The sequence below is a fragment of the Bacteroidota bacterium genome, assembly GCA_038746285.1.
Taxonomy (GTDB): domain Bacteria; phylum Bacteroidota; class Rhodothermia; order Rhodothermales; family JANQRZ01; genus JANQRZ01.
Window position 1 is genome coordinate 54,700 of the sequence record JBCDKT010000019.1, and the last position, 15,547, is coordinate 70,246.

14 protein-coding genes are annotated in these 15,547 nt (G+C 68.9%); 11 read left to right on the forward strand and 3 right to left on the reverse strand.

What is annotated here, in order from left to right; translation table 11 throughout:
* Nucleotides 1-104 precede the first annotated feature (104 nt).
* The 6 genes from AAGI91_08230 (at nt 105) to AAGI91_08255 (ending at nt 6,108) form a co-directional block, all read left to right on the forward strand.
* Nucleotides 105-989 carry a PEGA domain-containing protein gene (locus AAGI91_08230; GenBank protein ID MEM1042601.1) on the forward strand — a complete coding sequence of 295 codons (885 nt, stop codon included), beginning with the start codon at nt 105-107 and terminating at the stop codon, nt 987-989.
* Nucleotides 990-1,234: 245 nt separating this feature from the next.
* Complete coding sequence (locus tag AAGI91_08235) at nt 1,235-2,356, forward strand: PEGA domain-containing protein (GenBank protein ID MEM1042602.1); 1,122 nt, start codon at nt 1,235-1,237, stop codon at nt 2,354-2,356.
* Nucleotides 2,357-2,453: 97 nt separating this feature from the next.
* Nucleotides 2,454-3,482, forward strand: coding sequence for a hypothetical protein (locus AAGI91_08240; GenBank protein ID MEM1042603.1), 1,029 nt, complete (start codon nt 2,454-2,456; stop codon nt 3,480-3,482).
* 62 nt (nt 3,483-3,544) lie between these two features.
* A complete protein-coding gene (locus tag AAGI91_08245; protein MEM1042604.1) occupies nt 3,545-4,042 on the forward strand; it encodes a hypothetical protein in 498 nt (165 codons plus the stop codon).
* A 1-nt stretch (nt 4,043) separates the two neighbouring features.
* Nucleotides 4,044-5,117, forward strand: coding sequence for a potassium channel protein (locus AAGI91_08250; protein MEM1042605.1), 1,074 nt, complete (start codon nt 4,044-4,046; stop codon nt 5,115-5,117).
* A 43-nt stretch (nt 5,118-5,160) separates the two neighbouring features.
* Nucleotides 5,161-6,108, forward strand: coding sequence for a L,D-transpeptidase (locus AAGI91_08255; GenBank protein MEM1042606.1), 948 nt, complete (start codon nt 5,161-5,163; stop codon nt 6,106-6,108).
* Between the two features lie 21 nt (nt 6,109-6,129).
* Here the strand turns inward: AAGI91_08255 and AAGI91_08260 are convergent, their stop codons facing one another.
* The gene (locus AAGI91_08260; GenBank protein ID MEM1042607.1) at nt 6,130-6,942 is read right to left on the reverse strand and encodes a sulfotransferase domain-containing protein; all 813 of its coding nucleotides are present in this window, start codon (nt 6,940-6,942) and stop codon (nt 6,130-6,132) included.
* Between the two features lie 540 nt (nt 6,943-7,482).
* Here AAGI91_08260 and AAGI91_08265 point away from each other — a divergent pair.
* Nucleotides 7,483-9,303: a hypothetical protein gene (locus tag AAGI91_08265; GenBank protein ID MEM1042608.1), complete on the forward strand. Its 1,821-nt coding sequence runs from the start codon at nt 7,483-7,485 to the stop codon at nt 9,301-9,303.
* Between the two features lie 26 nt (nt 9,304-9,329).
* Here the strand turns inward: AAGI91_08265 and AAGI91_08270 are convergent, their stop codons facing one another.
* On the reverse strand, nt 9,330-10,631 hold the full coding sequence (locus AAGI91_08270; protein ID MEM1042609.1) for a diaminopimelate decarboxylase: 1,302 nt from the start codon (nt 10,629-10,631) through the stop codon (nt 9,330-9,332).
* 247 nt (nt 10,632-10,878) lie between these two features.
* On the opposite strand from AAGI91_08270, the gene AAGI91_08275 reads away from it, so the two are divergent.
* From AAGI91_08275 to AAGI91_08285, 3 genes are read left to right on the forward strand one after another with little or no spacing between them, the layout of a single operon-like run.
* A complete protein-coding gene (locus AAGI91_08275) occupies nt 10,879-11,394 on the forward strand; it encodes a periplasmic heavy metal sensor (GenBank protein ID MEM1042610.1) in 516 nt (171 codons plus the stop codon).
* A gap of 7 nt (nt 11,395-11,401) precedes the next feature.
* Nucleotides 11,402-11,848 (forward strand): DUF411 domain-containing protein, encoded by a 447-nt coding sequence (locus AAGI91_08280; GenBank protein ID MEM1042611.1) that lies wholly within the window; start codon nt 11,402-11,404, stop codon nt 11,846-11,848.
* A gap of 3 nt (nt 11,849-11,851) precedes the next feature.
* Nucleotides 11,852-12,622 carry a peptidoglycan DD-metalloendopeptidase family protein gene (locus AAGI91_08285; protein MEM1042612.1) on the forward strand — a complete coding sequence of 257 codons (771 nt, stop codon included), beginning with the start codon at nt 11,852-11,854 and terminating at the stop codon, nt 12,620-12,622.
* Here AAGI91_08285 and AAGI91_08290 read toward each other — a convergent pair.
* Nucleotides 12,619-14,880, reverse strand: a complete 2,262-nt coding sequence (locus AAGI91_08290; GenBank protein ID MEM1042613.1) for a heavy metal translocating P-type ATPase — start codon at nt 14,878-14,880, stop codon at nt 12,619-12,621. The genes AAGI91_08285 and AAGI91_08290 overlap by 4 nt on opposite strands.
* A 382-nt stretch (nt 14,881-15,262) precedes the next feature.
* On the opposite strand from AAGI91_08290, the gene AAGI91_08295 reads away from it, so the two are divergent.
* Nucleotides 15,263-15,547: hypothetical protein (locus AAGI91_08295; protein MEM1042614.1), on the forward strand; the 285-nt coding region annotated here is incomplete at its 3' end.

Genomic DNA, 15,547 nt, shown 5'->3' on the forward strand with positions numbered 1-15,547 from the left:
TGCATCCTGTAGCGTCTTCGCTACCTTTGGCCTCCGCATAGAGGCGAATCCGTTCCCCTCCCATGAGTGAGCGACTTCCCGATTCTGCCTCGCGTGCCCGTCCCATGCCCCCGCCACCGCGGACGGCACCACCACCGTCTGCACCGCCGAAGCCGCTGCGGTCCGGCATCCACCCGCTCGCGTTCATCGGCCTCCTCGTCGCGGCGCTCGGGCTCGGGCTCGGGCTGCTGCTGCTTCCCGAGAAGGAGAGCGAGGAACTGACCGAGGCCGAGGTGCAGGCGCTCGTCCACGCGGCCGCCGACCCGACCTCGCCTTCCTCCACCGACCGGTGGACGACGCCTGCCCAGCCCTCGACGCTGCGCCTCACGACGGAGCCGCTCGGGGCCGAGGTGCGGATCGACGGTCGCTACGCGGGCCTGACACCGCTCGAACTCGACCACCTCGGGCCGGATTTCTACGACGTGACGCTGCGCCTACCGGGCCATGCTCCGCTCGACACGGCTCTCTACCTCGCCAGCGGCTCCGTGTTCGCGCTCGACGTGGCGATGACTCCGCGACGGCAGGAGGCCGCTTCTGCCACCCCGGACCTCGTCGCAGCATCCACGGACGCGCTGCCCGCGGAGCCGGTACCGGCACCCGACAGGCCCCGCACGAGCATCGACCAGCCGGGGACACCTGCCGGCGGTGGAGCCGCTCCCCGACGCCCGGCCCCCAAGCCGTCGCCGCGGCCCTCTTTCGCAAGCGCGAGCCCCGAGGACCTGCAGCGCGTGAGCCACACCGGGTCGCTCTCCGTATCGTCCAAGCCGGTAGGTGCCGAGGTGCTCATCGACGGCGTCCCACACGGGCGCGCGCCCCTCTCGCTGAGCGGGCTTCGTCCCGGGTTCTACGTCGTGACGCTGACCCTCCCGGGCGAGACGCCGGTCTCGTACCGAGCCGAGGTGACGGCCCAGGCGGTCTCCGTCGTCAAGGGAGCCTTCCCGCGCGATTAAGCGGCGAGGACGCCTCCGCACGTTGACGCGGCGCACGTCTCCTAGTGGACTGGCAGGCAATTTGCTCTGTGGTGAGGCGTATATGCTGTGCGTGCTAGAGGTTTTGCGCGAGTTCCAAGAACGGCCCGCCGCATGCTGCGCACCCCGTCTGTAGTTTCTACTCCCCCGCTGCCCCACCCCGACCACCGGCCAGCAGCAGACCCAGAGCCAGAGCTTCTAGGCGAGACTGACCCCCGCCCCGCCCGATGACACCCCCCGAACACTCGGTCAGCCCCAAGCGGCGCATCCCAGCCGGTTCTTTCGAGCCAATGGGTGGGCCGAACTACGCGCCGCCAAGCGCGATGCAGGCTCAGCCTCCGCCGCTGCCCTTCTCGGCCCGCATCCCGCCGCCGCTGCTGTTCGGCTTCCTTCTCGCAGTTCTCCTGGGCGCGGGTGGCTTCCTGTTCTTCTCCTCCAGCGCCGAGCCGGAAGAAGAACTCACGGCCGAGACCATCGGGGCGCTCATCCACGAGCAGGAGCAAACCGTCCGGGAGAGTGCGGCTGCCATCACCGAGAGCCGGACCGGCTCGGCCGTGCTGGAGATCGAGACCTACCCCGCGGGGGCGCGCGTCATGATCGACGGGCAGCGGGCGGGCGAGACGCCGGTGCGCCGTGACCGTCTAGCCTCGCAGTGGTACGTCCTCTCGATCTGGAAAAACGGCCACCTGCCCGTCGACTCGCTCGTCTACCTCGAACCCGGACAGCGGACCCGACTGGCCGTAACGCTGACGCCCGACGGTCTCACCGATCTCGACCTCGCCGAGCCCGGCCTGGCCGGCGCGCCGCTGCCCGAGCCGGTCGCTCCAGCCGCGCAGCCGCCCCGCACCTCGCCGCCGGCCCGGCAGTCCCAGGCCGGTGCACCGACGACCGCGCCCGTTCCAGCCCGGACGGGATCGCTCAGCGTAACGTCCCGCCCGTCCGGGGCGTCCGTGACGCTCGGCGGCCGCAGCGTCGGCACGACGCCGGTCAGCCTGAGCGGACTCGCCCCCGGCAGCCACACCGTAGGGCTCGCGCTCGCCGACTACGAGACGCAGTCGATCCAGGTGGACGTCGCAGCGGGCCAGCGCAACACGGTGCAGGCCGCGATGACACCGGTCGAGGTGGTGCCGCAGACCGGCTCACTGAGCGTCATCGTCCACCCGTGGGGATCGATCTACATCAATGGCACCCTGCACGCGCGCGACACCGACCTCCGCTACGAGGTGGCGCTGCCGGTCGGCACGCACCGGGTCCGGGTCGAGCACCCTGCCCTCGGGGCGTGGGAGCGCACCGTCGAGGTGACGCCGGACCAGCCGGCGTCGCTGACCGCCAACCTGAGCCCCCGCTAGTCCGCCGCCGCTTTTTCCTCGAAAGGAAGACATCTGATCACGGCCTGCTCCGCCTGCAGCCATCCCCCAGCCACTGGATTGCAGAGGAGGTAGTCGCTTGAACGTCTGGCCTGTCGTTTTTCTAGCGAGTCTAGGGCTCGCGCTCGCCACCCCCGCCCTCGCTCAGGCTCCGTGCACGGCCTCGCTCGCTGCGGCCCAGGCGTACTACGTGGACCAGGACTTCGCGGTCTCGGAGACCCTGCTGCAGGAGTGCGTCACGCGACCCGACGTGGACGAGGCCACGGCGGTGCAGGTCCACCGCCTCCTGGCGCTCGTCTACCTCCGGCAGGAGAAGCGCTTCGAGGCCGAGCGGATCGTGACCCTGCTGCTGAGCCGCTCGTTCGGCTACGAGCCGGACCCGGTGCTCGACCCGCCGGACTACGTGGCCCTCGTCGAGTCGATCAAAGCGCCGCTCCGCATCGAACGTGAGCAGGCCGTCACCACGCGCGAGACGCTGCCCGCCGCAGCGCCCGGCGAGGTGCCAGCGCGGCAGCAGGCGGCACCCCGCGCCCTCTACGCCCACGCGACGCTCGGGGCCGGGAGCTACGGCGGCGAGCGCGGTGCCAGCGGCACCTCGTGGCTTGGCGACGTCGTCCAGAACAGCGGCGTCTCGCTCAGCCTCGGGGTCGACCTCCGCGCAGGCAGGACGCTCGGGGCCAGCGTCAGCTACCGGCTCCACCACATTCCCCCGCTTCTGACCCTGCGCTCGGCCGACCGCTTCGGCGAGGTCGGGCCGCAGATCGACCCGGAAACCTCCAGCCGGTGGGTGCACCTGGTCGCGCTCCAGGGCCGGGCGTTCTACCCGCTCCGAGGCCGCGTCGTACCCTACGTCGAGTTTGGCGTGAGCGGCGCGGTCAGCCGGATCAACGACACGGTGCGCGCCGGCTTCGGTCCGCGAGGCGGCCTCGGGCTCGACGTGCAGGTGGCCCCGCAGCTTGCGGCGTTTGCGGGCTTCAGCGCCGCGCTCATCTTGCCCGGCAACGCCGTAGACCACATCGACAGGCGAGGACGCCTGGGCGGCCAGCGCAGCAGCGACCTGCTCTCGTTCGCCGAGGTCGGCGTCCGGTACCGCCTCGTGGCCTGGTAGACGCTCGAAACTTCCCGGCACGAGTGGGATTTACGACGCGTCGTCCGTCTGCCTCGCCGTCCATGCTGTTTCCTGACCTTCCCCCCGACGCCCGCGTGTGGGTGTTCACCGCCGACCGCTCGCTCAGCCCCGACGAGCAGGACCGGCTGCTCGGTGCCATGCGACAGTTCACCGCGCAGTGGGGCTCGCATGGACGGCCCGTGCCGGGCGAGGCCACCGTGCTGCACGACCGCTTTCTCGTCGTGGCGGCTCACCTCCAGGGCGGGGTCTCGGGGTGCGGGATCGACAGCATGACGCACGCCGCCGAAGCCGCCGGCCAGGCCCTCGGGATAGACTGGATCGGCGGGCTCCAGGTCGTCTACCGAGACGCCAGCGGTGCCGTGCAGGCGCTGCCTCGGGCCGCATTCCGGGACCAGGTCCGCGCCGGGGCCGTCACAGCCGACACCCTCGTCTTCGTCACGACCGTAGACACCGTCGAGAACCTGCGCAGCGGCGGGCTGGAGCGGCCGGCCCATGCCGCGTGGCACGCCCGCGTGTTTCGCCTCGCCCACCCCGTCTGACGTGTCCCCCGGCTTCGTCGAACGCATCGCTGCCCGCGTGGCCCAGATGGACGGGCCGAAGCGGGAGATCTTCGTCGCCAACCTCGCTCTGCTCCTGCTCGTCATCATCGGGACGGCCGGGTACGAGCTCATCGAGGGGATGAGCGCGCTCGACGGCCTGTACATGACCTTCATCACCCTGACCACGATTGGATTCGCAGAAGTCCACCCGCTCTCCGGCGCGGGCAAAGTCTTCACGATCATACTCTCTATCTTCGGCATCGGGATCGTCGCGTTCGTGGCGACGCGATCGGTTCAGGTGCTCGTCCTCTCCCGACATCTCAGGCACCGCGTCATGCAGCGCAAAATCGACCGTCTTGAGGGTCACTACGTGGTCTGCGGCTACGGCCGCCTCGGCCGCCGCATCGCTGCCAGCCTCGCCGAGGCTGGGCGCGACCTCGTCGTGATCGAGCGTGACCTGGAGCGCGTCGCGGTGCTCGAAGCCGAGGGGGTTCCACACGTCGAGGGCAACGCCGAGGAGGAGGCGACGCTGCGCGCGGCCGGCATCGAGCGGGCGCAGGGACTCGTCCTGACCCTGCCCGAGGACAGCGCGAACGTCTTCGTCACCCTCACCGCCAAAGAGCTGCGGCCCGATGTGTTCGCGCTCGCCCGGACGAACGAGCACCGCAACACCCGCAAGCTCCTCCGCTCCGGCGTCGACAAGGTGATCTCGCCGTACGAGATCGGGGCCGACCGGATGGCCCAGGTCATCCTGCGCCCCCATGTGGACCAGTTCATGGAGAAGGTGCTCCACGTCGATGCGCTCGACCTGCGCATGGAGGAGGTCCGCGTCGGGGCCGGCTCGCTGCTCGACGGCCGCTCGCTGGCCGAGAGCGACTTCCGCAACCGCTTCAACGCGGTCGTAATCGCCTTTCTGAACGAGGACGCAAACGAGTGGCGGTTTAACCCCAGCGCGACCGCGACGATGGAGGCAGGAGACATCCTTATCGTCCTCGGTGACCACGACATGATCGAACGGCTTCGGCGCGAAGGCGGCAGCGAAGCCCGCCCGCGTCGCAGGCACGCCGAACCGTGAACCCTCCGGTATCTTCCGTCCCTCCACCTGCCGCTCCTCTCCGATGCGAACCCTTCTCGCTCTGCTCGTCCTGACGCTCGCGGCCCCGCTCGCGCGGGCGCAGGAGACCGCCCACTTTCGCCAGAACGTCATTACCGAAGTCATCGAACGCCGCAGCGGCAGCCTGGACGCAGTGCCGGTCGTCTACTACGACTACCACGCCATCGAGGACGACTCGCGCCTGGAGGCGCGCCTGAGACTCTACCGCCGCTACGGCGAGGAGAACAAGGGGCTCCTCCAGCTCCTCAACCGCAACGACCTCGAGAACCTCCGCCCCGGCGACACCCTCGTCGTCCCGACCGACCTCACGCTCGACTTCCGCGCCTACTCGCCCTACCCGCGCGCCTACCCCGGAGCCCGCGACATCGAGAAGCTCGTCGTGCTCGACAAGAGCATCCAGGCCTTCGGAGCCTACGAGTGGGGCCGTCTCAAGCGCTGGGGCATCATCAACACCGGCACCGAGAGCGCCCGCACGCCGAGCGGCCGCTTCAACGTCAACTGGAAGCAGGACTACCGCGTCTCGACGCTCAGCCCCGGCTACGGCTCGTCGGCCCCCGATGCCGAGTTGTGGGAGATGTACTGGGTGATGAACATCCACGAAGCGCGCGGCATCCACCTCCACCAATATGCCCTTCCGATGGGCGGCCCCGCCTCGCACGGCTGCGTCCGCCTCTCCGACCCTGACGCCCGCTGGCTCTACGCCTGGACCGACACCTGGGAGAAGACCGGCGGCACCGACATCTCGTCGGCCGGTGCGACGGTCCACGAGCAGGGCACGGTCGTGCTCGTGATCGGGCACGACATTGTGGGTGATCCGAACCCGTTTGTCTTCCGCGAGGACTACCCGGTGATCCGGCGCGTGCGCCTCCCGGCCTCGCCCTACGACATTCCCGCCGGGACCCCCCAGCAGCGGCAGTTCGACCGCCAGCGGCGAGCTGCTGTGCAGGGCTGAGCTGGATTTTCCGGACAGAGCCTACAGCGACCACTCGGCGAACGGCAGACCCGTCAACGCTCGCAGCTTTTCCACTTCGGGACCGAGGCGTTCTGCGAGAACCGTGCGGTCGGCGTCCGAGACCTCGGGGCGCTCAATGAGCCGGCGGGCGGCGACGCTGTCCGGCAGCAGCGGGGCCAGCAGGCGCCGTACCCGCGGACTCTCTACCCGCTCTTCCAGCACCGACGGACGCGTCTTCCCTGCGCTGACGTGGTAGCGCTGCTCGAACTTCTCGGATTCGAAGGGCGGCACGCCGATGAACCGGAAGATCTCCTGCAACACAGCGCTCGTGCTCTGCTTCAGGCTCTCTGAGGTCGGAAACAGAAACTGGTCGAGCGAGAAGTGGTGGAGGTACGGTTCGAGTTGATAGTGGTAACAACTTGTGAGCAGGTGCGGCTTCGCCTGCTCACTTCGAACAAACTCATCGAAAGGACGGCGTATCCATCCCTTCGACATGTTGTGGATGTAGCCCGACACGAAGCGAGCAATGGGGTCCCTAAGAATGTAGATGAGCCGGACATCCGGATTGGCCTCGTGGAGCAGGCGGGGGGTGTCGTCGCCGTAGCGGTGGCGCTTGCTGTACTCGGGCGACACGTCCCCGTAGGCCATTGCCTCCGTCTCGAACAGCTCGCGGTACCAGTCGAAGCCCTTGTCGTAGTTCCCCTTCTTAACAGGGATAAAGAAGTTGCATTCTTTCCTCTTTGTCATCGTAACCTCTGGATGCATGAAGAGGTAACGATGCAGGCTCGATGTTCCCCCCTTCATCGCGCCGATGACAGAGAAGGTCGGGACCACATGGGATGAGGGGGGCATAGTTGTCGGAGAAGTGTCGCCGAAAGGCGTTATGCGAGAAGCTGCTCCGGGATTTGTGGGCCTCACGGTGCAGGACGGTCGGCAAAGATAGCAAACCCTGGGCTGTGCCGCAGCCTGCGCTTCTCGTCATCACTTCCGAACGCAGGGACCGGCTGCGCGGGGCGTGATGCCTGCGAAGAGGCTTGCCGGTGGGGACCACCTCTCCCTGTCACGCGCCCTCTTTGAGTCAGGAACCCTGGGCCTCAAAGCGCTCTGTCAGGCCGCCGACCACGGCGAAGTCATCGAGATGCCGGAGAGCCTGTTCGGTTGCTTCTTCGCTACCAGTTCTTTCCATAGGCACCTCGTGGGCTAACTGTGTTACGTTAAAGTGTCCTGCCACCGACCCCTATCTTTCACCGTCTCGCCTCTCTCGCCCTGCCGCCTGCTTCCCGCGGCATTCCGCACGCGTGGATGCTGGACGAGCCTCGGCCTTCGCAGTGGCCCCGACGCTGTCTACCCTCATCCCTTCAAGCCGTACCGTCAGTGGAGACGTTCCTGTTCTTCTTCGGACGGCCGGACGGTCCACTAGCAGCGTTCCTAGACCGTGTTGGTGAGCGCATTATCCGCGCTATGCCCGATGCGGGCGTTGCGCTCCAGGCTACCACGACCTTCCTCGACGGCGCAAACGCCGGCTGGTGCTGCGTCGAGCCACGCGGGGCGACCGGCCTCCCGGTCCTCAACCACCACATCGGGGAAAACCACGCGGCGCTCGTGTTTGGCGACCTCACAGGCGTGCCGGCTGGCCAGGCCGCCCGCCGCATCGCAGAAGCCGGCACCGAGTCCGCTTCTGAACTCGACGGCTCCTTTGGGGCGGTGCTCGTGGACCGACGCGCCGGCCAGGTCAGCCTGCTGACCGACTGCATTGGGGGGCGAGCACTCCGCTACGTCGCTACGAACGATTTTGTGCTGGCCACGCCGCACGACGTGGTCTTGCTCAGTTCGGATCTCGTCGGGCTGTCGGTGGACATCGTTTCGATGGCCAGCATGGCGATGGCTGGCTGGTCCCTGGGCGGCCGGAGCCTGCTGCGGGGGGTAGCCACCAGCCGGCCCGACGAGCGGGTTCACTGGCACGAAGGTAGGCTGACCCGCGAGGCCGCGCCACTGCTCGTCTCGGACCGGCGAATCGACCCGGGAGACACCAAGCGGTTGCAGGAGCACCTCGACGCTATGGCCGAGGTAGCCCGCGAGGGCGCACGCGCCTTCGCCCGGCAATGGCCGCAGACCGGCATCCAGCTCACTGCCGGCGTCGACAGCCGGGCCGCGATGGGGGCGATCTTGCCGTCTCTCGACCGGGACCGTACGTTCGTGCAGACGACAGGCTACCGGCACAGCCCGGACGTCCGCACGGCCCGGAGGCTCGCGGAGCACTACGAGATCGAGTTCCAGCTTACCAAGCCCCAGGTGCCCTCGCCCGACGGCTTCATGAAGACTGTCGACTTGTTCGCCTTCTCGATGAACGGGGATACCAACGCCAAGCGAGCTCCCCAGGTAGGCAACGTCTACGAGGAGCGCACGAAGGCGCTCTCGTGGGGCGGTACCGGTGGCATCTACCGCGGTATCTACTACACGTCAACCGACACGCCGATCGGCCTGGAGGGAGCCATCGAGAAGGTTCGGGCGAAAAACTTCCAGCGGCGGCTCGCGCTGGCGGACCCCGAAGTCAGAGCGAAGCTGGAAGACCGGATCGCAGAGACTGTCGGGCACTACGCGAGCTTCTCTACGGACGGATACGACATCCTCGACCTCTACGCGGCCCACGAGTACTTCTCTGTCTGGGACGCTCTCAAGGACCGGTTCACCTGGACGCCGACAGCGTTCTGGACCCCGTTCAAAGATCGACGAATGCTGCGCTTGGGGTTCGAGCTTCCGGCTCCGATCAGCCGCTACGCGCACGTCCACAAAGCGCTGATCCACCAAACCATGCCCTGGGCCTACTGGGTTCGCATCAACCACGAGCGGCTGCTGCCGCTGGAGGATGTCCCGCCACTGGCGCGCGTAGACCGGCGTCTCCAGGCCGTGACGCGCAGCATCAGTTCGCGTCTCAGCACGCCGAGGGACGAGGCTGGCCGGAAGGGACACGAACAGGCCCAAGCCGACATGTTCGCCGGACCGCTCTCCGCCCCGATCCGGGCTGAGACGACGCGGCCCGACAGCCTCTCGGTGACGCTGCTCGGGCGGCAGGGAGCCGAGCGTTTTGTGCAAGAGCATGTAGATGGCGCGCGCAACAACGCCCACGTCCTCGGGTGCCTGGTCACCGCCGAGCGCTGGTTGCACCTCGCTCGCGCCTTTGCAGTCGCACCCTGACACGTCTCCTCGTCCTGCTGAGGCTGTCACACGCTCCAGAAGGCGACGACGTCGTCGGGCGTCTCCCGGCGGCGGAGCGTCTTGAAGGCGGTTCCTGCGTCGTCGTAGCCCAGCACGAGCGGCAAGCCCCGGCTGCAGTGGCGCGACCACATGCCGAGCGTGTAGGCTCCCGCATCGTGGACCAGCACCCAGTCGCCCGGTTCGATCCGAGGCAGCATCCGTCCGCGCGCGATGATGTCGCCCGAGAAGCAGAGCGGGCCGGCAATCGTTTGCGGCACGAGGTCGCCGGTTTTGACCTCGCCCCCTGGGGTCAGCACCGAGAGCCGGTGGGGCCAGTCGTCGGGGTGGTAGGCTGTGCGCATGAGAAAATCCGCCCCCAGGTGGATCACGGCCATGCGCGGGTCGCGGTCCTCCTTGACGTACTCGACGCGGCTCGCGGCCCAGCCGCAGCCGGCCTGCACGGAGCGCCCAAACTCGGTGACGAGGCGGAGGTCACCGTCGAACAACTCGGGGCAGTCCTCTCTCAGCATCGCGACGTAGTGCTCCGGCGATGGCGGCGTGGCCTCTTCCCGGTACGCCCAGGGCAGGCCGCCGCCCATGTTGAGCGTCGTGATCTGGGTGCGGCCGAGCGCCGTGTGGATGCGCGCCCTCAGGTCGAGGATCACGCGCGCGGCCTCGACCAGCATCGCCACCTCGCAGCCCTGGCTCCCGACGTGGAGGTGGAGCCCGCTCAGCCACGAGTAGCGCCGAAACGCCTCGACGATGGGTGCGTCGTTGTCTAGGAACACGCCGAACTTCGAGGTCCGGTTAGCGACGCTTGTGATGGCGATCGTTCCGCTACCGACGAGAGGGTTGACGCGCAGGCAGACCGTGCTCGCCGTCTCCACCGAGCCGAGCAGGTCGTCGATGCGGGCCAGCTCTTCGAACGTGTCGGCGTTGATCTGGAGGCCGAGACGGAGGGCCTCGGCGAGGTCCTCGGTGCGCTTGGCGGGCGAGTTGTAGACGATACGCTCCGGCAGGCAGCCGGCTGCGAGCGCGCAGTGCACCTCTTCCCTCGACGCCGCCTCGAGGCCGGCACCGAGATCCGCGATCTCGCGGAGCACCTCGATCAGCGGGTTGGCCTTGATCGCGACTGCGTGCAGGGTGCCGGCGGGAAAAAGGTGCTGCAGGCGTTGGACTTTGGCCCGCAGCGCACCGAGGTCGTGAAAAACGGCGGCCGGCTCCGCACCGAGCGCGTCCTGTCTGAGCGCTTGGCGCAGGACGCGCGCGAGGTCAGAGGCCGCGTCTCGGGTTGTCCAAACGGAGGGAGGCGTCGAAGTACCCGTCATGCAGTCGCTGGAGTATGGGAGGTGGTTTTGTGCCGGCCGGAGCGTTCTGCCCGGCGGCACCGGAGAGGCTACACCGATGGGCGGGAGAGGGATCCCCGCATCAGCAGCGGACGGCGGAGTCGACAGTCCGAATCTTCGTGCCGGCCTGTTCGTTTGCACTGCAGGAGGTGTTTTGCAGAGACGAACTCAGGCCCGCCTCCTTCTTCCAGCAAGGTGTCCGTACCCCATTTTCCTTCCCAATCTCGGCATGCGGCCTCTCCTTTTTCTGCTATTCCTCGCTGCACTCCCGGCGACGGCTCAGCACGATCACCAGCGCCACTATGCGGCCTACGCCGATGACGCAGACCGGGCCATCAAAGCGCTCTCCAGCCAGGAAACGACAGGGCTGCTCGAAGGGCGCGGCCTCGGGCTAGCGATGGCGGCGGAACTCAACCGCTATCCCGGCCCGCTCCACGTCCTCGAGCTCGCCGACAGCCTCGGCCTCTCTCCAGAGCAGCACGCTGAGGCGCAGCGCCTCTTCGACGGCGTCCAGGCCGAGGCGCGGCCTCTGGGCGCTCAGATCGTTGAGATGGAGCGCCACCTTGACGCTCTTTTCGCGGGCGGCGCGGCGACCCCGGAAGACGTGGCGCGTATCACCAGCCACCTCGGCGAAGCGCGAGGACGGCTGCGGGCCGTCCACCTGAGCGCCCACATCGCGATGCGGAACGCGCTCACGCCGAACCAGACTGCCGCCTATGACCGCCTGCGCGGCTACACGAACTGACCAGACTATGCGACCCGTCCTTCCCCTCCTGCTTGGTGCCCTCGTCTTCCTCTCCGGGTGCCGGTCCGAAGCCCAGACTCCGTCCGTGACGGTCTACAAAACACCGACCTGCGGCTGCTGCGGCCTCTGGGCCGACCACATGGTCGAGTCCGGGTTCGAGGTCGAGACCATCGAGGTCTCCAGCACGGCCGACACCCGCGCCCGCCTCGGCGTGCCGGACGAACTCGCGTCCTGCCACACGGCTATCGTCGGCGACTACGTGGTCGAGGGCCATGTGCCGGCCGGCGACGTGCGGCGGCTCCTCGCCGAGCGGCCGCCGGAGGCCATCGGCATCGCCGTGCCGGGCATGCCGATCGGCTCGCCGGGGATGGAGGTCGAGGGCCGACCGGCGCAGCGCTACCAGGTGATGATGTTCACCCGCGACGGGCGCGCGGCCGTCTTCGCCGAGCACTAGGCCGTGCCCGGCGACGCCCTCGCGGCCTACCGCCTCCGCGACGGGCGCGGCCTGGAGCCGTGCCCTCAAACGCTGGCCATCGCCGCGTGGCTAGCAGAGAATCGGGGCGCGCCCATCGTCACCCCCGACCCGAGCACAGCACCTGTCCTGGTGTTCGACTTCAGCACGAGCAGCACCGAGTGGGCGGCCGACGCGCTTTCGGGGCCGATGCTGGCGTCGGAGGAGATCGAGCGGCGGATGCGCGAGGCGGCGGCCGAGGTCGGGGTCGGCCGCTACGACGAAGTACGGGGGGTCTACACCGCCGCGCAGTTCCAGACGGCAGGCGAGGCGCGCACGGTCCACCTGGGCCTCGACCTGTTCCAGCCTGCGGGGGTGCCCGTCTTCGCTCCGCTCGGCGGGACTGTCCACAGCTTCGCCGACAACGCGCTTCCGCTCGACTACGGCCCAACTGTGATCCTCGAACACCGGCCCGACGGATGCCCGCCGTTCTGGACGCTCTACGGTCACCTCAGCCGGGCCTCGCTCCGAGGTCTCGCCGAAGGCGATTCGGTGGAAGCCGGGCAGCGCATCGGAGCGCTGGGCACGCCGGAGGAAAACGGCGGCTGGGCTCCCCATCTCCACGTCCAGCTCATCACCGACCTACTCGGACGGCGCGGCGACTTCCCCGGCGTCGGAACGGCCGAGGAGCGCAGCGTCTGGACCTCGCTCTGCCCGGATCCGAACCTGCTGCTTCGCATCCCGGCTTCGGCGTTCCACGGCGCGCGAAGTAGCTAGGCAGTGCTTCGGAGCCGGAGGCTGTTGGTGACGACCGACACCGACGAGAGCGCCATCGCCGCCGACGCGATGACCGGCGAGAGGAGCAGGCCGAAGGCCGGGTACAGCACGCCGGCCGCGACGGGGATGCCGAGGACGTTGTAAACGAAGGCGAAGAAGAGGTTTTGCTTGATCGTCCGCAGCGTCCGCTTCGAGAGGCGGAACGCCTCGGCGACGGCGCGGGGATCGCTGTGCATCAGCGTCACGTCGCTGGCCTCGACGGCGACGTCGGTGCCGGCGGCGAGGGCGACGCCCACGTCGGCCGCCGCGAGCGCCGGCGCGTCGTTGATCCCGTCGCCCACATGGGCCACGACCCGGCCGTCGCGCTGGTAGCGGCGGACGACCTCGGCCTTGTCAGCAGGCCGCACGTTCGCCTCGACGCGCTCGATGCCGACGGCCTCGGCGACGGCGCGGGCCGATGCCTCGGCATCGCCCGTCACCATCACGACTTCCAGGCCGAGGGTGCGGAGCGCCTTCACCGCCGCGGCGGACTCGGGCCGAATGGCGTCGGCCACAGCGAGGACGCCCGCCGCCTCACCGTCGAGCGCAACGCGGACGACCGTCTTCCCCGACCTAGCGAGGTCGGCGTCGTCCGAGTCCAGAGTGCTCTGATCGATTCCTCGCTCCTCCAGAAACGCTCGGTTGCCGATCACTACGGCGCGCCCGTCCACCGTCGCCTCGACGCCGAGGCCGGTCTGCGACTGGAACGCCTCGGCAGTCGGCAGGGCGAGCCCTCGTGCCTGGGCTTCGGCGACGATGGCTTCGCCGATCGGGTGCTCGCTCCGGGCTTCGGCTGACGCTGCGAGCGCGAGGAGGTCGGCGTCGGTCCACCCGGCGAGCGAGACCACGTCGGTCAGGCGCGGGGTGCCCTCGGTAAGCGTTCCCGTCTTGTCGAAGAGCACGACCTCCACGCTGCGCAGGCGCTCGACGGCATCGCCGCCCTTGAACAGGATGCCACGCTCGGCGGCGCGGCCGGTCGCCACGACGATGGCGGTTGGCGTGGCGAGGCCGAGGGCGCAGGGGCAGGCGATGATGAGGACGCTGACGAAGCTCAGGAGCGCGTACGTCAGGCGCGGCTCCGGGCCGACGGCCATCCACACGGCGAAGGCGAGGACGGCGATGGCAAACACGACAGGCACGAAGACGCCCGAGACGGTATCGGCGAGGCGCTGGATCGGAGCCTTGCGGCCCTGCGCCTCACGGACGAGCCGGACGATCTGGGCGAGCGTCGTGCCCGCGCCGGTCCGGCTGACACGGAGCGTAAACGCGCCCGTGCGGTTGACCGTCGCCCCGGTCACGGCATCGCCGGGCCGCTTCTCGACCGGCAGCGGCTCGCCCGTCAGCATGCTCTCGTCCACGGCCGACGCGCCTTCGATGACGGTGCCGTCGAGCGGAACGCGCTCGCCCGGCCGCACCGCGACCTGGTCCCCGACGCAGACCTCGGCGACGGGCACTTCGGTCTCGCGTCCGCCGCGGACGACGCGGGCCGTCTCAGGCTGGAGGTTCATCAGCCGCGGGATGGCCGCGCCCGTCTTCCCCTTCGCCCGCGCCTCCAGCAGCCGCCCGAGCAGGATCAGCGTCACGATCACCGCCGCCGCCTCGAAGTAGACATCGGGCCTCTGTCCCGCCGACGACCACAGTCCCGGCGCGAGCGTGGCGACCACGCTGGTTCCGTAGGCCGTCCCGACGCCGAGCGCGACGAGCGTGTTCATGTCGGCCGCCCGGTGCCGGAGCGAGCGCCACGCCCCGGCGAAGAACCCGGCTCCGGCCCACACCACGACCGGTGTAGTTAGCGCCAGCATTAGCCACCGCATCCCGGGGAAGTCGAGCGCGCCGTGCGCCATCGAGAGCACCACGACCGGCAGCGACAGCACGGCGGCAGCGACCGTGCGGCGGCGCAGTGTGCGGTAATGGCTCTCGCGTCCGCCGGGTGCCGCGTCGTCCTCTGCCGAGCCGCGAAGCGCGTCCGGACGGACCCGGAACCCGGCCTGCTCCACCGCCGCCGCAAGCGTCTCCACCTCGACCTCGCCGGGGGCGTACTCGACCACGGCCTCGCCGGTGGCGTAGTTCACGCTCGCCGACTGCACGCCGGCCTGCTTGCCGAGGCATCGCTCGATCCGCGCCGCGCACGCCGCGCACTCCATGCCCTCGACCGGAAGGGCTATCCGCGCCGAGTCGGCGGGGGGGGCGGAGGTGCGTGCGGAGGTGGCAGGAGACATGTGGCGTCTTACCTCCGTAGGGATCGGCCGATCCCTCGGGCACAGGATCAGGGCGTGCAGAGGGTCCTGTCTCACTTCGGAAAGGCAGGCTTCGGACGCGAAGGGGACAGGTGTTTAGCGACAGAATGTGTCTGAGCCATGTGCCTAATGCGACCCTTGAATCTAGGCCTCCAGGGGCGGATTGTTCCATGCTTTTCGGTGGGCACAGCAGCCCATGCTCCTACTGGCGCATCCTCTTTGCTCCTATGGCGCATGGCGTGTGCGCCTGCGGCTCGCCTACCTGTCGAACCAACTAATTCTTCAATAGCTAGATTAGCCGCCACTTGCACGTCCGCGAGGCCGTGTGGGGCTCACAGCATACTCCATCCATCCTGGTTCTCCGATGCACCGACCTTCTACCTTCCTGCGCCGCTGGGCGCTCCTGGCAGCCTTCGGGCTCGTCGTGGCAGGGCTCGCGCCGAATGCGGCGGCTCAGACCTGTGACGACATTAACTTCGACACCGACGCTGGCGGGCAGGCCCTGGCAGCCGGCACGGTCGTAGACGACGAGTACGCCGCCTTCGGCATCACCGTCACCACCAACGACCCGGTCAACAACCCGGCCATGATCTTCGACTCGGCCAACCCCACCGGCGGTGACGACGACCTGCTCACCCCCGGCACCGGC